This is a genomic window from Sulfitobacter sp. HI0027 (assembly GCF_001634775.1).
In the GTDB taxonomy this organism is placed as follows: Bacteria; Pseudomonadota; Alphaproteobacteria; order Rhodobacterales; family Rhodobacteraceae; genus Sulfitobacter.
In genome coordinates this window covers 45,145-65,404 of the sequence record NZ_LWER01000131.1, presented here as the reverse complement: position 1 = coordinate 65,404, position 20,260 = coordinate 45,145, and the positions used below count along the sequence as shown (strand labels likewise).

At 61.1% G+C, this 20,260-nt stretch carries 20 protein-coding genes; 11 read left to right on the top strand and 9 right to left on the bottom strand.

Going from position 1 to position 20,260, the window contains the following annotated elements; genetic code table 11:
* Window positions 1–10 precede the first annotated feature (10 nt).
* The 7 genes from soxA to A3722_RS06915 all read left to right on the top strand — a co-directional run bounded on the left by soxA (window position 11) and on the right by A3722_RS06915 (window position 7,628).
* Entirely contained in the window at window positions 11–859 is an 849-nt protein-coding gene (soxA, locus tag A3722_RS06945) for a sulfur oxidation c-type cytochrome SoxA (RefSeq protein WP_067628358.1), read from the top strand.
* Between the two features lie 88 nt (window positions 860–947).
* On the top strand, window positions 948–2,648 hold the full coding sequence (gene soxB / locus A3722_RS06940; RefSeq protein WP_067628356.1) for a thiosulfohydrolase SoxB: 1,701 nt from the start codon (window positions 948–950) through the stop codon (window positions 2,646–2,648).
* A gap of 73 nt (window positions 2,649–2,721) precedes the next feature.
* On the top strand, window positions 2,722–3,981 hold the full coding sequence (gene soxC / locus A3722_RS06935; protein ID WP_082849376.1) for a sulfite dehydrogenase: 1,260 nt from the start codon (window positions 2,722–2,724) through the stop codon (window positions 3,979–3,981).
* Entirely contained in the window at window positions 3,965–5,020 is a 1,056-nt protein-coding gene (locus A3722_RS06930; RefSeq protein ID WP_067628354.1) for a c-type cytochrome, read from the top strand. Before soxC ends, A3722_RS06930 begins: the two co-directional genes overlap by 17 nt.
* 121 nt (window positions 5,021–5,141) lie before the next feature.
* Window positions 5,142–5,798 (top strand): ATP-dependent Clp protease proteolytic subunit, encoded by a 657-nt coding sequence (locus tag A3722_RS06925; RefSeq protein WP_067628353.1) that lies wholly within the window; start codon window positions 5,142–5,144, stop codon window positions 5,796–5,798.
* A gap of 123 nt (window positions 5,799–5,921) precedes the next feature.
* On the top strand, window positions 5,922–7,190 hold the full coding sequence (gene clpX / locus A3722_RS06920; protein ID WP_067628351.1) for an ATP-dependent Clp protease ATP-binding subunit ClpX: 1,269 nt from the start codon (window positions 5,922–5,924) through the stop codon (window positions 7,188–7,190).
* 69 nt (window positions 7,191–7,259) lie between these two features.
* Window positions 7,260–7,628, top strand: a complete 369-nt coding sequence (locus tag A3722_RS06915) for a RidA family protein (RefSeq protein ID WP_067628349.1) — start codon at window positions 7,260–7,262, stop codon at window positions 7,626–7,628.
* On the opposite strand, the gene A3722_RS06910 is transcribed toward A3722_RS06915, so the two are convergent.
* Window positions 7,625–9,400, bottom strand: coding sequence for an FkbM family methyltransferase (locus tag A3722_RS06910; protein ID WP_067628346.1), 1,776 nt, complete (start codon window positions 9,398–9,400; stop codon window positions 7,625–7,627). The two genes, A3722_RS06915 and A3722_RS06910, sit on opposite strands and share 4 nt — an antisense overlap.
* Window positions 9,401–9,524: 124 nt before the next feature.
* Here A3722_RS06910 and A3722_RS06905 point away from each other — a divergent pair, with 124 nt between their 5' ends.
* A complete protein-coding gene (locus A3722_RS06905) occupies window positions 9,525–9,908 on the top strand; it encodes an NADH:ubiquinone oxidoreductase subunit NDUFA12 (RefSeq protein ID WP_067628344.1) in 384 nt (127 codons plus the stop codon).
* 55 nt (window positions 9,909–9,963) lie between these two features.
* Window positions 9,964–10,326 (top strand): DUF2155 domain-containing protein, encoded by a 363-nt coding sequence (locus tag A3722_RS06900; protein WP_067628342.1) that lies wholly within the window; start codon window positions 9,964–9,966, stop codon window positions 10,324–10,326.
* Here A3722_RS06900 and aat read toward each other — a convergent pair.
* The 8 genes from aat to A3722_RS06860 all read right to left on the bottom strand — a co-directional run bounded on the left by aat (window position 10,290) and on the right by A3722_RS06860 (window position 18,245).
* Window positions 10,290–10,925 carry a leucyl/phenylalanyl-tRNA--protein transferase gene (aat, locus tag A3722_RS06895; RefSeq protein WP_067628340.1) on the bottom strand — a complete coding sequence of 212 codons (636 nt, stop codon included), beginning with the start codon at window positions 10,923–10,925 and terminating at the stop codon, window positions 10,290–10,292. The genes A3722_RS06900 and aat overlap by 37 nt on opposite strands.
* Window positions 10,926–10,930: 5 nt before the next feature.
* The gene (gene accC, locus A3722_RS06890) at window positions 10,931–12,283 is read right to left on the bottom strand and encodes an acetyl-CoA carboxylase biotin carboxylase subunit (protein WP_067628338.1); all 1,353 of its coding nucleotides are present in this window, start codon (window positions 12,281–12,283) and stop codon (window positions 10,931–10,933) included.
* Between the two features lie 9 nt (window positions 12,284–12,292).
* Complete coding sequence (accB, locus tag A3722_RS06885) at window positions 12,293–12,799, bottom strand: acetyl-CoA carboxylase biotin carboxyl carrier protein (protein ID WP_067628336.1); 507 nt, start codon at window positions 12,797–12,799, stop codon at window positions 12,293–12,295.
* A 197-nt stretch (window positions 12,800–12,996) separates the two neighbouring features.
* Entirely contained in the window at window positions 12,997–13,749 is a 753-nt protein-coding gene (locus A3722_RS06880; RefSeq protein ID WP_067628335.1) for an ABC transporter ATP-binding protein, read from the bottom strand.
* Window positions 13,750–13,782: 33 nt separating this feature from the next.
* Entirely contained in the window at window positions 13,783–14,547 is a 765-nt protein-coding gene (locus A3722_RS06875; protein ID WP_067628332.1) for an ABC transporter ATP-binding protein, read from the bottom strand.
* A gap of 10 nt (window positions 14,548–14,557) precedes the next feature.
* The gene (locus tag A3722_RS06870) at window positions 14,558–15,763 is read right to left on the bottom strand and encodes a branched-chain amino acid ABC transporter permease (protein ID WP_067628330.1); all 1,206 of its coding nucleotides are present in this window, start codon (window positions 15,761–15,763) and stop codon (window positions 14,558–14,560) included.
* Window positions 15,764–15,766: 3 nt separating this feature from the next.
* Window positions 15,767–16,795, bottom strand: coding sequence for a branched-chain amino acid ABC transporter permease (locus tag A3722_RS06865; RefSeq protein WP_067628328.1), 1,029 nt, complete (start codon window positions 16,793–16,795; stop codon window positions 15,767–15,769).
* A 103-nt stretch (window positions 16,796–16,898) separates the two neighbouring features.
* Window positions 16,899–18,245, bottom strand: a complete 1,347-nt coding sequence (locus tag A3722_RS06860) for a substrate-binding protein (RefSeq protein WP_067628327.1) — start codon at window positions 18,243–18,245, stop codon at window positions 16,899–16,901.
* 234 nt (window positions 18,246–18,479) lie between these two features.
* Here A3722_RS06860 and A3722_RS06855 point away from each other — a divergent pair, with 234 nt between their 5' ends.
* Together A3722_RS06855 and A3722_RS06850 are read left to right on the top strand one after the other, a co-directional pair.
* The gene (locus tag A3722_RS06855) at window positions 18,480–19,772 is read left to right on the top strand and encodes a helix-turn-helix domain-containing protein (protein ID WP_067628325.1); all 1,293 of its coding nucleotides are present in this window, start codon (window positions 18,480–18,482) and stop codon (window positions 19,770–19,772) included.
* 114 nt (window positions 19,773–19,886) lie between these two features.
* Window positions 19,887–20,255, top strand: a complete 369-nt coding sequence (locus A3722_RS06850; RefSeq protein ID WP_067628389.1) for a response regulator transcription factor — start codon at window positions 19,887–19,889, stop codon at window positions 20,253–20,255.
* Window positions 20,256–20,260: the final 5 nt, after the last annotated feature.

The following is a 20,260-nucleotide window of genomic DNA, read 5'->3' as shown; positions in this document are numbered from 1 at the left end:
GAGGAAAGACATGAAATTCAAGGCAATGACCGCGGTCGCGGCGCTTTTGGTGGCCGCCCCCATGCTGGGGATGGCCGATGAGGAGGCCGAGCTTGTCGTCAACGGCGAGATCGAGATGGTGACCAAGACCGATGCGCCTGCGCATCTTGAGGGGGCTTTGCCGGAAATCATGTCTGGCTGGCGCTTCCGCTCGGATGAGACGCAGCAAACGCAGATGGACGATTTCGACAACCCCGGCATGATCTTTGTCGACCAAGCCCAAGCGGTGTGGGACACGGCAGAGGGCAGCGAGGGCAAGTCCTGCGCGTCCTGTCACAATGACGTGGAATCGATGGAAGGCGTACGCGCCGTCTATCCCAAATGGAACGAAGAGGCGGGCGAGGTCCGCACGCTGGCGATGCAGATCAACGACTGCCGCGAGACCCAGATGGGCGCCGAGCCGTGGAAATACGACGGCGGCGACATGACCGCGATGGAGGCGCTGATCTCGGTTCAGTCGCGCGGCATGCCGGTCAACGTGGCCATCGACGGCCCGGCCCAGAGCGTTTGGGAGCAGGGCAAGGAGATGTACTACACCCGCTACGGTCAATTGGAGCTCAGCTGCGCCAATTGCCATGAGGACAACTACGGCAACATGATCCGCGCCGACCATCTGAGCCAAGGTCAGATCAACGGCTTTCCGGTCTACCGTCTGAAGAACACCAAGCTCAACAGCAGCCACGCCCGTTTCAAAGGCTGTATCCGCGACACCCGGGCCGAGACTTTCAGCCCCGGCAGCCCCGAGTTCGTGGCGCTTGAGCTTTACGTCGCCAGCCGTGGCAACGGCCTGTCGGTCGAAGCGCCTTCGGTGCGTAACTGATTTAACATCCGGGCTTTTTGCCTGACATGATCCCGCCCTCTCAACCGGGGGCGGGGCCTTTCCCTGTTTTCAAGTGCTGGAGCGTAACATGCTGTCTCGCCGTGATTTTCTGCAAATGTCCATGGCTGCGGCCTCCATCTACGGCGGCTCGGGCTTCGGCAACTGGGCGCGGCTGGCGGCACAGGACCGTTTCGATCAGGATGCGCTCTTGGAGTTTGAGAAGTTCGGCAATGTCACCCTGATGCATGTGACCGACATCCACGCGCAGCTGAAGCCGATCTATTTCCGTGAGCCATCGGTCAACATCGGCGTCGGCGACAACCCCGGCAAGGTGCCCCATATCACCGGCGAGGATTTCCGCATTCGCTATGGCATCGGCGGCGGCACGCCGCTGGATTACGCCCTGACCTATGACGATTTCGTCGCCCATGCGCAGGCCTACGGCAAGGTCGGCGGCCTCGACCGTGTGGCGACCGTGCTCAACGCGATCCGCGCCGACCGGCCTGATGCGCTGCTTTTGGACGGCGGGGATACGTGGCACGGCTCGATGACCTGTCTCAAGACCCAAGGGCAGGACATGGTCAACGTGATGAACGCGCTGAAGCCCGACGCGATGACCTTCCATTGGGAGTTTACGTTGGGCTCCGAACGGGTGCAGGAGATTGTCGAGGGGCTGCCCTTTGCCGCCCTTGGCCAGAACATCTTTGACCGCGAATGGGACGAGCCTGCGGAACTGTTCAAACCCTACGAGTTTTTCGAGCGCGGCGGCGTGAAGATCGCCGTGATCGGGCAGGCTTTCCCCTACATGCCCATCGCCAACCCCGGCTGGATGTTCCCCGAATATTCCTTTGGCATCCGCGACGAGCATATGCAGGAGATGGTCGACGAGGTCCGCGCGCAAGGCGCCGAACTGGTCGTCTGCCTCAGCCACAATGGTTTCGACGTCGACAAGAAGATGGCCGGGATCGTCAAGGGGATCGACGTGATCCTGTCGGGTCACACCCATGACGCGCTGCCCGAACCGGTGTTGGTGGGGCAGACGCATATCATCGCCTCTGGCTCGAACGGGAAATTCGTTTCCCGCGTGGATCTGGACGTGCGGGACGGCAAGATGATGGGCATCCGGCACAAGCTGATCCCAATTTTCTCGGACCTCATCACACCCGATCAAGAGGTGGCCAAGTTGATCGACGCGCAGCGTGCGCCTTATCTGGATGAGTTGACCCATGTGGTCGGGCAGTCCGATGCGCTGCTGTACCGCCGCGGCAACTTCAACGGGACGTGGGACGACCTCATCTGCGACGCGCTGCTGAGTGAGCGCGATGCCGAGATCGCGCTGAGCCCCGGTGTGCGGTGGGGGCCGTCGATCTTGCCGGGCCAAGACATCACGCGCGAAGATATCTTTAACGTTACCTCGATGACCTATCCCAATGCCTATCGCACGGAAATGACAGGGGAATTCCTGAAGGTCGTGCTGGAAGATGTAGGCGACAACCTGTTCAACCCCGACCCCTATTACCAGCAGGGCGGCGACATGGTGCGCGTTGGCGGCATGGGCTTCAAGATGGACATCGCCAAGCCGCAGGGTGAACGGATCAGCGATATGACCCTGCTCAGTTCCGGTGAGCCGATTGATCCGTCGAGGAACTATGTCGTCGCTGGTTGGGCCTCGGTCAACGAGGGCACCGAAGGGCCGCCGATCTGGGATGTGGTCGAAAGCCATATCGCCAAGTTGGGAACCGTTTCCGATGGGGCCCGCACACCGGTGGAAATCGTTCTGCCAGACTGAGAAAAAGCAGAATAGGGGTTCTCACGCGGCAACAAATTCAATAAAATGAATTTGAATATGTGAGGGCCACGATATGACCGACAAAAATCAAAATGGGCCATCGCGCCGTGCCTTTCTAACGGGGGCAGGGGCGGCGGCTGCGGGGACGCTGGCGGGCGGCGCCAGCGCCCAGGCGGACCCGGCGATTGCCATTCACCCGTGGATGCAGGAGCTGGGCGACGGCGTTGACGCCGCACCCTACGGGATGCCATCGCCGCATGAGGTAGATGTGAAACGCCGCACCGTGGAGTGGCTCACTGCCGATCCGGTGAGTTCGATCAATTTCACGCCGCTGCATGACCTCGACGGGACGATCACCCCCAATGGTTTGTGTTTCGAGCGGCACCACTCTGGCGTCGCCCGCGTTGATCCGGCCCAGCATCGGCTGATGATCCACGGGCTGGTCGACAAACCCTTGGTGCTGACCATGGAAGACCTCAAACGGTTTCCCCGGCAGAACCACGTCTACTTCCTTGAATGTGCAGCGAATTCCGGAATGGAGTGGCGCGGTTCTCAGCTTAATGGCTGTCAGTTCACCCATGGTATGATCCATAACGTCATGTACACTGGCGTGCCACTGCGGCTGGTGCTGGAAGAGGCGGGGATCAAGCCCGAAGGCAAGTGGCTGCTTGCCGAAGGGGCCGATGCCGCCGCTATGACGCGCTCAATCCCGATGGAAAAGGCGCTCGATGATTGCCTCGTCGCCTTCAAAATGAATGGTGAAGCGCTGCGCCCCGAACAGGGCTACCCGGTGCGTCTGGTTGTGCCCGGCTGGGAGGGCAACATGTGGGTCAAATGGCTGCGGCGGCTCGAAGTCGGTGACCAGCCTTGGCATCACCGCGAGGAAACCAGCAAATATACCGACCTCATGGCCGACGGCGTGGCGCGCCGCTTTACTTGGGAGATGGACGCGAAATCGGTCATCACCAGTCCCAGCCCGCAGGCGCCAATCACCCATGGGCCGGGGCCGACCGTTCTGACGGGGCTGGCGTGGTCGGGTCGGGGCACGATCCCGCGTGTCGATGTGACCATCGACGGTGGCATCACTTGGCATGAGGCACGGATGGACGGGCCAAGCACGCCCAAAGCGCTGCACCGCTTTTACTATGATTTCGAATGGGACGGAAAACCGTTGCTGCTGCAAAGCCGTGCGCATGACAGCACCGGTTATGTCCAGCCCACCAAAAATGCCCTGCGCGAGATCCGGGGTGAGAATTCGATCTACCACAACAATGGCATCCAGACTTGGGCTGTTGACGCTGACGGAAAGGCTGAAAATGTCGAGATTTCTTAAACTTGCGCTGCTGGCCAGCGCCATGGCCAGCCCCCTTGCCGCCGAGCCTTTGGGCCTTGGCCGCGCCGCCACGCCCGAGGAAATTGCCCTTTGGGACATCGACGTGCGCCCCGACGGTCTGGGCCTGCCTGCGGGCAGCGGCGACGTGATGACCGGCGATAAAATCTACACCGAAAAATGTTCGGCCTGTCACGGGGTCTTTGGCGAAGGTACGGGCCGCTGGCCGGTGCTGGCGGGCGGGCAGGGCAGCCTGTCCGATGCGCGCCCGGTCAAGACGATCGGCAGCTATTGGCCTTATCTCTCAACGGTTTACGACTATGTGAACCGCGCCATGCCCTTTGGCAACGCGCAGTCGCTGACCCATGATGAGGTCTATGCGATCACGGCCTATCTGCTCTATCTCAACGATGAGGTGGATGAGGATTTCGTGCTCTCTTCGGACAACTTTGCCGAAGCGCGTCTGCCGAATGAGGAGGCGTTCAAGCCCGATGATCGGGCAGAGGTGGAGTTTGCGGCCTTTAAAGAAGAGCCCTGCATGACCGAATGCAAACCATCGGTCGAAATCACCATGCGCGCCGCCGTGTTGGATGTGACGCCCGAAGAAACCGCCGCCAAAGCCGCCGCCAAGGCTGAAGAGGCGCAAGCCGCCGAACCCACACCCGAAGCGCCGACCGCCGAGGCACCGGCGGTTGAGGTCGCCGAGGCTCCTGCCGCCGACCCGGCGCTTATCAAAGCCGGCGAAAAAGTGTTCCGTAAATGCAAATCCTGCCACCAGATCGGCGCCAAGGCCAAGAACCGCGTCGGCCCGGTGCTGAACGGCATCGTGGATGGCCCGGCGGGTGCGGTCGAAGACTTTCGGTACTCCAAACCGATGGCAGCCGCAGCCGAGGCAGGTCTGGTCTGGACCGAGAGCGAGCTCAGCGCATTTTTGGGCAACCCCAAGGGCTATATGAAGGGCACGAAAATGTCCTTCCCCGGTGTGCGCAAAGAAGAAGACATCGACGCGCTGATCGCCTACCTGCGTGATGCGTCGGAGTGATTGCGGCGATTAGAGAAAACTGACGTGCCTGCCCCCCTTGAACCCCCATACCGGGGGGACTAATCTCTGGGTAACAGTTTTGCGGGTATGGTCCCGCGAACAGGAACTGAGGCAGGCACGCATGAACGATCCGATCAACACCTATATGAATACGCTTGTCCCGATGGTGGTTGAGCAAACCAGCCGGGGCGAGCGGTCCTACGACATCTTCTCGCGCTTGCTGAAAGAGCGGATCATTTTCGTCAACGGCCCGATCCACAGCGGGATGAGCCATCTGGTCGTCGCCCAGTTGCTGCACCTTGAGGCGGAGAACCCGACCAAGGAAATCAGCATGTACATCAATTCGCCCGGTGGCGAGGTGACGGCGGGCCTGTCGATCTATGACACGATGCAATACATCAAACCCAAGGTCTCGACCCTGATCTGCGGCATGGCGGCCTCCATGGGGTCGGTCATTGCGATTGGCGGCGAAAAAGGCATGCGCTTCGCGCTGCCCAATGCCGAAGTGATGATCCACCAGCCGTCCGGCGGCTCGCAGGGCATGGCCGAAGATATCTTGATCTCGGCGCGTCACATCGAACGCACCCGTGAGCGGATGTACCAGCTTTACGTCAAACACTCCGGCCAGCCGCTGGAGACCGTTCAAAAAGCGCTCGACCGTGATCTTTGGATGACCCCCGAAGAAGCCAAGGAATGGGGCCACTTGGACGAGATCGTCGAAAGCCGTGGCAAGGCGGATGATGCCGCTGCCAGCGGTAAGGGCAAGAAAGACAAATAATAGAGGGGCCCGGCGCTGCATATTTTGCGATTGTAGCGCCGGGGTCACTGGCCTAAGCTTGAGGCCAAATCTCGCAGCCCCAAGATCGGGGCGGACATACACGACAGACCTGAAAGGTTTGAGATGGCGAATAATTCCGGCAACGACAGCAAAAACACGCTCTACTGTAGCTTCTGCGGCAAGAGCCAGCACGAGGTGCGCAAGCTGATTGCGGGGCCGACCGTGTTCATCTGTGACGAATGCGTCGAGCTGTGCATGGATATCATCCGAGAAGAGACCAAAGCCTCGGGCCTCAAGGCGACCGACGGCGTACCGACACCCCGCGACATCTGCGGCGTGCTGGACGATTACGTGATCGGTCAGGCGACGGCCAAGCGCGTGCTCTCGGTGGCGGTCCACAACCACTACAAACGGTTGAACCACGCCCAGAAGGGCGGCGATATCGAATTGGCGAAGTCCAACATCCTGCTGATCGGCCCCACCGGCTGCGGCAAGACGTTGCTGGCCCAGACGCTGGCGCGTATTCTGGATGTGCCTTTCACCATGGCCGATGCGACCACGCTGACCGAAGCCGGTTATGTGGGCGAGGATGTGGAGAACATCATCCTCAAGCTGCTGCAATCGTCCGAGTACAACGTTGAGCGCGCGCAGCGCGGCATCGTCTATATCGACGAAGTCGACAAGATCACGCGCAAGTCCGAAAACCCCAGCATCACCCGTGATGTGAGCGGTGAGGGCGTGCAGCAGGCGCTGCTGAAACTGATGGAAGGCACCGTGGCTTCTGTGCCCCCGCAAGGCGGGCGCAAGCATCCGCAGCAGGAATTCCTGCAAGTGGACACGACCAACATCCTCTTCATCTGCGGTGGTGCCTTTGCGGGCCTCGACAAAATCATCGCGGCGCGGGGCAAGGGTTCGGCCATGGGCTTTGGCGCGGATGTGCGTGACAACGACGCGCGCGGCATCGGTGAGATTTTCACCGATCTTGAGCCGGAAGACCTGTTGAAGTTCGGTCTGATCCCGGAATTCGTCGGTCGTCTGCCGGTTCTGGCAACCCTCGAAGATCTGGACGAAGACGCGCTGGTGACCATTCTGACCGAGCCGAAGAACGCTTTGGTCAAGCAATACCAGCGTCTGTTCGAACTGGAAGACACGCAGCTGACCTTCACCGATGACGCGCTGCAAGCGATTGCCAAACGTGCGATTGAACGGAAAACCGGCGCGCGGGGTCTGCGCTCTATCCTCGAAGACATCCTGCTCGACACGATGTTCGAACTGCCGGGGTTGGAGACGGTGACCGAGGTGGTCGTCAACGAAGAGGCCGTTACATCCGAGGCCAAACCGCTGATGATCCACGCCGACAGCGAAAGCAAAGAACCAGCCAGCGCGGGCTAAGACCCGACGCTAGGCAGAAAGATAGAGGGCGGGCCAATGGGTCCGCCCTTTTGCATGAAAGGAACGGTCATGAAGCGGATTTCATCGGGCGGCGCCTATGAGGAAAAGATCGGCTACAGCCGCGCCGTGGTGGCGGGCGGCATGGTCTATGTCTCGGGCTGCGTCGGTGAAGGGGCTGATGTCAAAGCGCAATGCGCAGCCGCATTGGCGACGATTGAGCGGGCACTGGCAGAGGCGGGCAGTGATTTCGCCCATGTGGTCCGCGTCACCTACATGCTGCCCGACGCTACGGAGTTTGAACCTTGCTGGCCGCTTTTGCGCGCGGCATTTGGCGCGACCCCGCCTGCGGCGACGATGATCGAATGCGGGCTGATTGACCCCAAATACCGCATTGAGATCGAAGTCACCGCGATGCTGCGCACGGGGGTAGAAGGCTAGTCTTTCTCGGGCACCAGTTCAAAGTCATCCCCCAGCCGGGCGCGCACCTCTGCGGGGTCAAGGTTTGCCCAAAGCGGCCCGCTGTCGTCGATGAAACCCGTCTCACGCAGGCTATCTTGCAGCGCGGGCATATCCAGCTCGCCCATCCAAAGCCGCGCCTTGGCCTTTCCGAGCGGTTTCCACGAGCGAGTAAGGTGGCACAGCGTCGCGGTAGTGATCCCCGCAAAACTCTGCAGGTGCTGTTCCAACCCGCGCGTGGCAGAGGAAGGGCGGCGCACAACGATGGCCACTTGCTGCATGGGCCGGGCGACCATTCCCAAGAGATGCAAGGCCGACCCTTCGGCGGCGATGATCTGCTTGGCCGCCTTATAGACCGCGATCTGTTCGCGCAGCCCGTGTTTCTCGGGGTGAAAGACGGTGTAGCCCTGCGCCGCCAGATAGGTTTCCAACGCCTCTTCCCCGATCAGGTTGCCGCGCCCTGCGGGCAATTTACTGCGGCTGATATAGAGCTTCTCTGGCCCCTCGGGCGCGATCTCTTGCGCGAACCGATTGGCGATGGTGTTGCGGTAGGGTTCTGTGCCGGTGATCAAACTTCCCAGTCCAAAGCCTTGCCCCGGTACGATCAACCGCTCGACCCGTGTCGGTGCGTCTAAACTCACCAGCGGCTTATCGCAGCCCAGAAGGGCAAGGAAATCACGCTGATACCCTGCCACCTCTCCGCCGTTGCGGGGGCGTTTGGGGATAAAGAGAATGCCGTCGATCTCTTCTTCAAGGTGATCCAGCGCCCAAAGACGCGCGGTGCTTTCAACCAAGAAATGCCCGAAATGCAGCCAGAGGACCCCGCCCCAAAGCCATGTGCCCCTGCGCTCAGCCACCTTGCCCTGCGGTGCTTCTGGCGGCGTGGTCAGCGCGCGACCGTTGCGCCAAAGTGCGGCTTGAGGGCAGGGCCGGCCATCGCTGTGCAACACCCCGGCGGGCTGCACCAACCCGCTGTCCTCAGGCAGGATGACCAGCGCATTATCTAAGGTCGTGATCTCGGTCGACCAGCCCCCCTCTGGGATCGGCGGGCGCTCGGCGGGGTCAAAGATACAGGCCCAGACCTGCCGGGTGCAATGCCCGGGTGATTTGCGAAATCCGGCGCGCTCAAGGATGCGTTTGCATTCGCGCATCCCCTCGCGGCCATAGGCCTCGGGGTGGAATTCCATCACCACGGCGCGCAGCCCGTCGAGCGCGGCATGGCGCAGAAACTCCAACTCGCCGCCTTCGATATCCATCAACAGCACGTCGGGTTTAAAGCTGCGGCGGACGTCATCAAAGCTTGCGGTGGGCACCTGAACCTGCGTCGTCTCACGCATGTCGCTATCGATGAGAGAGGAGCCGAGGAAAGAGTTGCGCAGGTGAAACGGCAGGGTTTCTGGCCGGTCGGGGGCAGAGATCACCACCTGATTGCGAAGAGTGATTTTATCTTGAAGCCTGTTGAGCGTATAGAGCGCGCGAATGTGGGGGATCAAGTTTGGGTTTGCTTCGAACGAGAGCACCGCTTCGGGCGCGGCCTTTTTGGCGACGATCGCACCCACCAGTCCCAGACCCGCGCCCATCTCAAGCACCCGGTCACCGGGGCGGACGACCGCCAGCGCGCCATCGATCTCTTGGCGCTCGTAGCGGCCTGCATTGATCCGCTGGATGCGCGTCTCGTTCAGAAAGGGGGACTGGGGCACCTTGATGCCATGACATTCCGCCGCTGCCGGTGCGGCCCGTCTTGCCTCAGTCATCGCTGCCCTCTTTCGTTTTTCTAACCCTAGCCAGAGGTCGCCCGCGCGCCAAGCTCCTTTGCGGCGAGGCTGGACGCCAAAGCCTCCATGGTGCATATAACGGACAACAGGAACGGAGACCTCGATGGGCATTCTCAATTCACTTCTGCGCGGCGTCACTTGGTGGAACGGCCAGACGCTGAACACCCAGCTTTTCACTTGGCGCAAGGGCAGCAAGGTGGGCGAAGACGCGCAGGGCAATATCTATTACCGCAACGCCGATGACAGCAAACGCTGGGTCATTTTCAACGGTGAGGCCGAGGCCAGCCGCGTGAGCCCCGATTGGCATGGCTGGCTGCACCGCACTTGGGACGAGCCGCCAACCGACAAGCCGCTGATCCACAAGCCGTGGGAAAAGGCGCATGTCGAGAATCGCACCGGCACCGCCATGGCCTATGCGCCCGCCGGGTCGCTGCGCCGCGCCGAACCTGTCGAGCGTAAGGACTATGAGGCCTGGCAGCCTGAATGATAGGTTGGCCGCGTCAGAGGTGCGGCCCCAAGTTTCACGCAATCCGGGTGGATGAATGAAAAAGCTTCTCTTGGCCGCGCTTTTGCTGGCCGCGCCGCTGCATGCCCAAGAGGGCGCACAGATCGCCAGTGCCACGGGTGGCGTTTTGCGCGCTTTGGACAAGATTTCCGGCGATACGATCGATCTGGAGATTGCCAAGGGCGACAGCCTCTCCTTGGGCAATTTGCAGATCTCCATGGTCGATTGCCGCTATCCGGCGGGCGATCCGGCGGCCAATGCCTATGCCGCGCTAGAGATCACCGAAGAGGGCAGCAGCGGCGCGCTTTTTTCTGGCTGGATGATCGCCTCGGCCCCGGCGCTGCACGCGCTAGAGCATTTTCGCTATGACATCTGGGTCATGCGCTGCAGCACGTCCTGAAAACTGACTAAATCCCCCGCGTCGAACCGTGCAGTGCCGCGTTTGGCCACATCGAGCTGCGCGTGATATTCCGCGCGGCTGATCTCTTGCGCCCCGAGAGAGGTAAGGTGGTCGGTCAGAAACTGCGTGTCAAAGAGGGTAAAACCCGCATGGCGCAGCCGATCCACCAGCGCCGCCAGCGCCATTTTTGAGGCGTTGGTCCGGCGGGAGAACATGCTTTCGCCGAAAAACGCGCGGCCCAGCGTTACGCCATAGACTCCGCCCACCAGTGCTGGGCCATCCCAAACCTCAAGCGAATGGGCGTGGCCTGCGTGGTGCAGCGCGGTATATAGGGCGGTGATCTCGGCGTTGATCCATGTGTCTTCGCGGTCTGCGCAACCGGCGACGACACCGTCGAAATCGTGGTTGATCGTGTGGTGAAAGGTGCTGCACCGCATCGCGCGGGCGAGCGAACGCGAGATGTGAAAACCATTGAGCGGCATCACCCCCCGACGCCGCGGATCGACCCAGAAAATCTCTGGGTCGTCGCGGTGTTCGGCCATGGGGAATATCCCGATGGAATAGCCGTGGAGCAGGATCTCTGGTGTCAGATCCGACATCGGTGTCAGGCGTTGCCGAGGTTGGTTTCCAGCCAATGCTCAAGCCAGTGGATGTTGTAGCCACCCGACTGGATGTCTTCTTCGGCCAGTAGCGCGTGGAACAGCGGCACGGTGGTATCGACACCGTCCACGATCAGCTCACCCAAGGCCCGACCAAGACGCGCCAGCGCTTCGGGACGGTCGCGGCCATGCACGATCAGCTTACCGATGAGACTGTCGTAATAGGGCGGGATCGAATAGCCGTCATAAAGCGCCGAATCCATCCGCACGCCAAGCCCGCCGGGGGCGTGATACTGCGTGATTTTGCCCGGGCAGGGCGCGAAATTCGGCAGTTTCTCGGCGTTGATGCGAACTTCGATGGCATGGCCATTGATGGTTAGATCGTCTTGGGTAAAGGACATCGGCAGCCCTTCGGCGACGCGAATCTGTTCGCGCACCAGATCGACACCAAAGATTGCTTCGGTCACCGGATGTTCCACCTGAAGGCGGGTGTTCATTTCGATGAAATAGAACTCGCCATTCTCATAGAGGAATTCGATCGTGCCCGCGCCGATGTAGTTGATATTGGCCACGGCGTCGGCACAGACTTTACCGATCCGCGCGCGTTCCTCTTCGGTGATCGATGGGCCGGGGGCCTCTTCGAAAACCTTCTGGTGGCGGCGCTGAAGCGAGCAGTCGCGCTCGCCCAGATGGACCGCGTTGCCCTTGCCATCCCCAAAGACCTGAATCTCGATGTGGCGGGGGGTGGTGAGGTATTTTTCAATATAGACTTCGTCATTGCCGAAGTTCGATTTCCCCTCGGCCCGCGCGGTCTGGAAGGCTTTTTCCATGTCTTTGGCGGTTTGGGCGACTTTCATGCCCTTGCCGCCGCCGCCTGCAGTTGCCTTGATGATGACCGGATAGCCGATTTCATCGCCCAGACGCTTGGCCTCTTCCAGCGAGGCGACGCCCCCATCCGAGCCGGGCACGCAAGGCACGCCGAGCTTTTTCATCGTGTCCTTGGCGGTGATCTTGTCACCCATGACGCGGATGTGTTCGGCGGTGGGGCCGATGAAGGTCAGACCGTGGTCTTCGATCACCTGCACAAATCCTGCGTTTTCCGACAGGAAACCGTAGCCGGGGTGAATCGCTTCGGCCCCGGTGATTTCACAGGCCGCGATGATCGCGGGGATCGAGAGGTAGGATTGGGTCGAGGAGGGCGGGCCGATGCAGACGGATTCGTCGGCCATGCGCACATGCATCGCGTCGCTGTCGGCGGTGGAATGCACCGCGACAGTCTGGATGCCCATCTCGCGGGCCGCGCGGATGACGCGCAGCGCGATCTCTCCCCGGTTGGCGACTAGGATTTTGCTGAACATGTCCGGCCCTTATTCCAGGATCACCAGCGGGGCGCCGAATTCGACGGCATCGCCGTCGCCGACGAGGATGCGCTTGACGGTGCCGGCGCGGGGGGCGGGGATGTGGTTCATGGTTTTCATCGCCTCGACGATGAGCAGCGTGTCGCCTTCGGAAACCGAAGCGCCAACGGAGATGAACGCAGGCGCGCCCGGCTCACCCTGCAGGTAGACGGTGCCGACCATGGGCGATGTCACAGCACCCGGGTGATCAGCCGGATCGGCGTCAGCGGCAGGTGCGGCGGCTGCGGAGGCAGCAGCGGCGGGGGCCGGTGCAGCGGCAAGCGCCGGGGCGGCTTGGTATTGCTGCTGGGGTGCGGCCATGACCTGCTGCGGTGGCTTGCGGCTGACGCGCACGTTCAGGCTGTCATCCTCGGCATAGTCGCGTTTCACCTGAAGCTCTGTCAGGTCGTTTTCGTTCAGCAGCTCGGCGAGGGCCTTGATGAAGGCCACGTCACTGTCATGGGTGTTTTTTGTCATTGGATCCTCGAAGATTTCGACAGGCCAATAGCCCGTCGCTGCGCGATTGATTGGCTCGCTTATAGGGCATGGGCAAAGCCATGAAAAGCCAACTGTTGTCTAGGGGGTAGGATCGGTTTTTTGTCGCGCAATGGCCCCCGGGGCGCAAGAATGAGGCCGCGCCACATCTTCGCGCACCGGGTCAAGGTCACCTAGGGTCAGATCGCGAGGTATTCCGCCCGCAGTTCCGCGTTGTCCAACACCTCTGCCGCGGTGCCGTCAAAGACCACGCCGCCGGTATCAAGGATCACCGCACGGTCGGCCAGTTTCAGGGCGCGCACGGCGTTCTGCTCTACCAGAATGGTGGTGATGCCCTGCGCCTTGATCAGCCCCAGCGTCTTTTCGATTTCATCCACGATCACCGGGGCGAGACCTTCGTAAGGTTCATCCAGCAGCAGCACCTTGATGTCGCGGGCCAAGGCGCGGGCGATGGCGAGCATCTGTTGCTCCCCGCCCGAAAGGGTCACCCCCTCTTGGTTCCGCCGCTCACGCAGGCGCGGGAAGAGGTCATAGAGCCGGTCGAGTGACCAGCCGATGGGCGGGGCGATCTGGGCCAGCTTGAGGTTCTCTTCGACCGTGAGACCAGAAATGATGCGCCGATCTTCGGGCACCAGCGCCAGCCCCGCAGCCGAGGCTTGGTGGCTGGCCATATTGTGCAGCGGTTGATGATCGAGCCAAATCTCGCCGCGCTTGAGTTCCGGGTCGCTGACCCTTGAGATGGCCCGCAGGGTCGAGGTTTTGCCCGCCCCGTTGCGGCCCAGCAGGGCGAGAATTTCGCCTTCATGGACGTTAAAGCTGACCCCCTGCACGATATAGCTCTCGCCGTAATAGGCATGGATATCCCAGACCGAGAGGAAGGCCGGGGCGGTTTGGGCGTGGTTGGCGTTTTTGTCTAGCGTGTCGGTGCTCATCGGGGTGTCCTTGGGGTTCGGCAACAGGATAGATCAGGCGGCGTCTTGGCTCTCGCCCAGATAGGCTTCGCGGACCTTGGGGTGGCCCTTGATCCGGTCGGGCGTGTCTTCGACCAGTGGCGTGCCTTGGGCCAGCACGGTGATCCGCTCGGCCAGCGAAAAGACCACATGCATGTCGTGTTCAATGATTGCGATGGTAATGTCGCGCTCGTCCTTGATCTGTTTCAGCAGGTCGATCGTATTGTTGGTATCGGCCCGCGCCATCCCCGCGGTAGGTTCATCCAGCAGCAGCAGGCGTGGGTCTTGGGCAAGGCACATGGCGATCTCCAGCCGCCGCTTGTCCCCCCGCGAGAGGGACGCCGCATGCATATGCCGCTTGTCGATCATGTTCATGTCGCGCAGCATTTCCTCGGCCTTGTCGATCACATCTTGCTGGCCCACGATGCGCGACCAACCGTTGAGCTGGAATGCCCCGTCGCGTTTGGCAAGACAGGGGATCAGCATGTTCTCCATCACCGTGAGATCGCCAAAGATTTCAGGCGTTTGGAACACGCGGCTGATGCCCATCTGGTTGATCTCATAGGGTTTGCGCCCCAGCACCGACTGGCCGTCGAACATGACCGAGCCGGTATCTGGGATAAGCTTGCCCACCAGACAGTTCAGCAGGGTGGATTTGCCTGCCCCGTTGGGGCCGATGATCGCATGGACAGAGTTCTCTGCCACGCTCAGGTTCACATCGCTCAGCGCCTGCAGACCACCAAAGCGTTTGCCGACATTTTTGACTTCGAGAATGGACATGATGTCTCTCCTATTCTGCGGCTTCGCTGCGTTGTTGGGCGGCGTCGGCCTCAACCGAGCCTGCATTTTTGTCCTTGCGGCGGAAGACACGGCCCAGACGTTGCCCACCTTCAACCAACCCACCGGGCAGGAAGATCACGACCAGCATGAACAGCAAGCCCAGCGTGAGGTGCCAGCCCTTGCCGACGAAGGGGTGGATGATCGCAACCATCGCGTCTTCGATCTTGTCGGGCATGAAGGCAAACCAGCCGTGCAGCACGTTGTCGTTGATCTTGGCAAAGATGTTTTCAAAGTACTTGATGAACCCTGCGCCCAGCACCGGCCCGATCAAGGTGCCCGCGCCGCCGAGGATGGTCATCAGCACCACTTCACCCGAGGCCGTCCACTGCATCCGCTCAGCCCCGGCAAGCGGGTCCATCGCGGCGAGCAGACCACCGGCCAGACCGGCATACATGCCCGAGATCACAAAGGCCGCCAGCGTGTAGGGCCGGGTGTTAAGGCCTGTGTAGTTCATCCGCTGCTGGTTCGACTTCACCGCCCGCAGCATCATGCCAAAGGGCGAGCGGAAGATGCGGATCGCCAGATAGAAGGCGAGGATCAGGAAGATTGCGCAGAAGTAGTAGCCGACGGAGAAAGTAAACGTCCATCCGCCGAAGAGCAGCGTCGTCGAAGAGTTCATCGCCGCGCCGAAAAGGTTGGGGAATGACGGTGCATCGACAGACTGGAGATACTGCGGATCGGAGTTGTAGATTTGCAATCCCGTCTCGCCATTGGTGATCGGCGTCAGCACCGAATAGGCGAGGTTGAACGACATCTGCGCAAAGGCCAGCGTCAGGATCGAGAAGTAGATGCCCGACCGCCGCAGGCTGATAAAGCCGATGAGCGCCGAGAACAGCCCTGCCATAATCACCGCCAGCACCAGCGCGGGCACGACATTGTAGCTGAGCAGTTTGAACATCCAGACGGCGGAGTAGGAACCGACACCCAGAAAGGCCGCATGGCCGAAGGAGAGATAGCCGGTCAGCCCAAAAAGAATGTTAAACCCGATGGCAAAGATGCCAAAGATCACGAAACGTTGCATCAGGTCGGGGTAGCCTGCGTTGAATTGCGCGAGGCCTGAATCCGCCGGAAAGGGGTTGAGGATGAAGGGGGCAAAGAGCGTGAGAACGACCACGACCCCCAAGAGAAGCGTATCGCGTTTTTCCAGTCCGAACATGTCTTATTCCTCCATCACGCCGCGGCGACCCATCAGACCGCGCGGGCGGACCAGCAGGATCACGATGGCAACGACGTAGATGATGATCTGGTCGATACCGTAGATGATGCTTTTGATTTCATTCATGGAGGCGAGGCTTTCGAGAATGCCCAAGAGGAACCCCGCCAGCACCGCGCCGGGTAGGGAGCCCATGCCGCCGACCACCACGACGACAAAGCTCAGCACCAGAAAGTCCATGCCCATGTGGTAATTGGGTGAGTTGATCGGCGCATACATCACGCCCGCAAGCCCCGCCACGGCGGCGGCGATGCCGAACATGATGGTAAAGCGGCGGTCGATGTCGATGCCCAAAAGGCCCACGGTCTCACGGTCTGCCATACCGGCGCGGACGACCATGCCGAAGGTGGTGAATTGCAAGAAGGCAAAGACGGCAGCGATGATGACTGTGGAGAAGCCGAAATAAACCAGACGCCAGTAGGGGTAGGCCAGCGAGGTGTCCAAGCCCAGCAAGGGCGCGAAGTCGAAGCTGCCTTTGAAGACTTCAGGCGCGGGCGTGGGGATCGGGTTGGCACCGTAGAAATACTTGACCACTTCCTGCAGCACGATAGCGAGGCCGAAGGTCACAAGGATCTGATCCGCATGGGGGCGTTTGTAGAAATGCTTGATCAACCCGCGTTCCATGACAAAGCCGATCAACAGCATCACCGGGATCGCAAAGAGGATCGCCAGCGGCACCGACCAGTCGATGATGGCCTGCCCCATCTCGGGACCGAACCAGTTTTCGACATAGGGGGTTTTGACCTTCAGCGGATTGCCCAGAAAATCCTTCTGGGTCTCGTCGATGGTCTCAAAACTCAGCGTCAGCAACCGTTGCAGCGTGACCGAGCAGAAGGCCCCGATCATGAACAGCGCCCCATGAGCGAAGTTAACTACGCCAAGCGTGCCAAAGATCAATGTGAGCCCAAGCGCAATCAGCGCATAGGCCGAGCCCTTGTCGAGCCCGTTAAGTATTTGCAGAAGAACAGCGTCCATGGACCCCACCTGTTAGGGATGCGTTCACATGAGGGCGGGCCCCATGTGGTGAGAAAAGGGGGCGCGCGGCGCAAGGCCGATGCGCCCCCAAAGGTTCAGTGGATCAGGCGCCCGGGTTGCACTTGCCCAATTCGCCACCGGCGAACATGGGGTGATCCGGGGCGTATTCGACCTGTGCACGCGGGGTGACCTCGACGATCTCCAGCGTGTCATATTCGTTGGTCGGGTTTTCCTTGCCTTTCATGACCAGCACGTCTTTGAAACACTGGTGGTCGTCGCCACGATACAGCACCGGACCGTTGCCCAGACCGTCGAACTCGAAGTCTTCCAGCGCTTCGACGACACCGCAGGGGTTGAAGGTGCCTGCGCGTTCCACCGCATCCGCATAGAGCAGCGTCTGCACATAGCAGGTGTGCGCGGAGTTGGAGGGTGGACGGCCATATTTCTCACCAAAGGATTTCACGAAGGCTTTGGAGCCTTCATCCTGCAGCTGCCAGTTCCAGTTCATCGAACCGATAACACCTTGCACGTTGGCACCGGCACCGGCGGCCATGAGCTCGGAATAAAGCGGCACGACGATCTCGAATTTCTTGCCGTTCACTTCTTTGTCCAGCAGGCCGAACTGCACCGCGTTGGTGAGCGAGTTCACCATGTTTCCGCCGTAGTGGTTCAGCACCAGCACATCGGCACCGGAGTTCAGCACCGGCGCGATGTAGGAGCTGAAATCCGTGCTCGCCAGCGGCGTCAGCACGTTGTTGACGGTCTCCCAGCCCATCGCCTCAGTCGCGGCGGCGATGGATTCCTGCTGGGTCCAGCCCCATGTGTAGTCGGCTGTCAGATGGTACGCGCGGCGGTCTTCGCCGTAAGCGTTTTTCAGCACCGGTGCGAGGGCGGCGGCGGACATGTAACCGTTAAAGAAGTGGCGGAAACCATTGGCTTTTTTGTCTTTGCCGGTCGTGTCGTTTGAGTGGGTTAGACCGGCCATGAAGATCACGCCCGCTTCCTGACACAGGCCCTGAACCGCCACGGCCACGCCTGAGGACGAGCCGCCGTTGATCATCACAGCGCCGTCTTTTTCGATCATCGCCTTGGCGGATGCGCGGGCGGCGTCGGATTTGGTCTGGGTGTCACCAGTGACATATTCGACCTTCTTGCCCAGAATGCCGTTCCCTTTCAGCGCCTTGGAGCTGAAGGTGTTCATCATGCCGCCGTCGCCCCCGCCATTGAGGTGTTCGACCGCAAGCTCCTGCGCGCGCAGCTCATCCAGTCCTTCTTCGGCATAGGGGCCGGTCTGGGGCACGTTAAAGCCCAGCGTGACCGTGCTGCCCGTGGGGGCATTGGTAAAGCCCGCGTGCGCCTCGGCGCGCAGATAGGTCGGCAGCGCCAACCCTGCACCGGCAACCGCGCCGGTCTGAATCAGCCCGCGGCGTGTCAGTTTCGTAAACGACATGAAGTCCTCCCATTTTTGTAAGTCGCGGCACCGGAACCTCCCCCCGGTGCCACAACACGCAATAGTGCAAAGAAACTATGGCGCGGAAACTGAAAACCGATCAATAAGGCGCTTGATCGAAACGATTTTTTTGTAAATATATTCGCAACCGTTCAGGGAGGTTTGTAAAGAATATGATGTTGCGCCGCAGAAAGACCTTGAAACAACGTATGAATTATCGCGCGGCGCGATCCGATGCGTGAGGGGCTGACCGGCAGCCGCATCCGTGAGCGGCGCGTGATGGCGGGGCTGAAGCAGGCCGAACTGGCACAACAAAGCGGGATCTCGGCCAGCTATCTGAACCTCATTGAACACAACCGGCGCAGAATCGGCGGGAAGCTGTTGCTCAATATCGCCCACGCGCTTGGTGTCGAGCCGCAGGCGCTGACCGAAGGGGCCGAAGCCGCGCTGATCGCCACCCTGCGCGAAGCGGCAGAGGATGCAGCGCTTACGGGGCCCGAGAGTGACCGAGCGGATGAATTTGCCGGGCGGTTTCCGGGCTGGGCCAAGGTGCTTGCCAGCAGCCAACGCCGTATCGCGGCCCTAGAGCAGACGGTTGAGGCGCTGTCGGACCGTTTGGCCCATGACCCGCAGCTTGCCACGTCGATGCATGAATTGCTGAGTACCGCCGCCGCCATCCGCTCAACCGCCTCTATTTTGGCAGAGACGGACAGTCTGCAACCCGAATGGCGCGACAGGTTTCACACGAATATCCACCAAGACAGCCGCCGCCTGTCCGACAGTGCGCAGGCGCTGGTGACCTATTTTGACAATGCCGCCGAGACCCGAGAGGTGGCCCACTCCCCACAAGCGGAGGTGGAAGCTTTTCTCGCCGCGCATGGCTACCGCTTTGACCCGTTGGAGCAGGCCCGCGCCCCGCAAGAGGCAATCGCGGCGCTTGTGGAGCAGGCCGATGCGCTCAAGACCAAGGCCGCGCAGCATATCGCGACGGGGGTGTTGCAACAGATCGCGCGGGACGCGGCGGCGTTGCCCTTGGCGCGTCTGGAGCGGGCCGTCGAGGAGACGGGCCATGACCCAGCCGAATTGGCACGCAGATTGGACCAGCCGATGGGCCGTGTGCTGCGGCGCTTGGCGTCTTTGCCCGATTTGGGTGCGGGGCTGGTGGTCTGTGACCGCTCAGGCAGCGTGACCTTTGCCAAGTCGATCGAAGGGTTCACGGTGCCACGCTTTGGGGCCGGCTGCCCGCTTTGGCCACTGTTCGCAGTGCAAGGCCAGCCGGGGCTGGTGGTGAAATCTCGCGTCATGCAGATGGGCCGGGGTCAGGCGCAGTTTGAGGCGATCGCGACCTGCGAAGTTCAGGCCGCCGCCGCCTATAACACGCCGCCGCTCAGCCAATCGGTCATGCTGCTCTTGCCGGTGCCCTCGGGGGCGGCGCCTGCGCAGCCCGTGGGCGCAACCTGCCGCATTTGTCCGGTGGAAGGATGCCGCGCGCGGCGTGAGCCGTCGATCCTGCGCGACGGAATCTAACAGACGCTCAGGCAGTTTTTGACAGGGCTGCCAAACCGATGCATGCTCGCCCCGGTGCGCGAGACCCTGCAACAAACGGGGCGGTCGCACACCGAGGGGGGAGACTTTTTGCCGATGAGCAAACTCGTAGTTCTGGTGGAGGACGAGGTGAATATCGCCGAGGCCATCCGCTTTTTGTTGGGCCAAGAGGGCTGGCGGGTGGAGACGCTGGCCAATGGATCGGGTGCGGTAGAGGTGATCCGCAAGGCATCGCCCGATTTGGTGATGCTGGATGTCATGCTGCCGGGCAAAAGCGGGTTTGAAATACTCGATGAGCTGCGCGGGGACCCGGCGATGGGGGAATTGCCCGTGCTGATGTTGACCGCGCGCGGCCAAAGCCGGGACCGCGCCATGGCCGAGAAGGCCGGGGTCAGCCGCTTTATGACCAAGCCGTTTTCGAACTCAGAGATGCTGGACGCGGTGCGCGACCTGATCGCCAGTTAACCCGC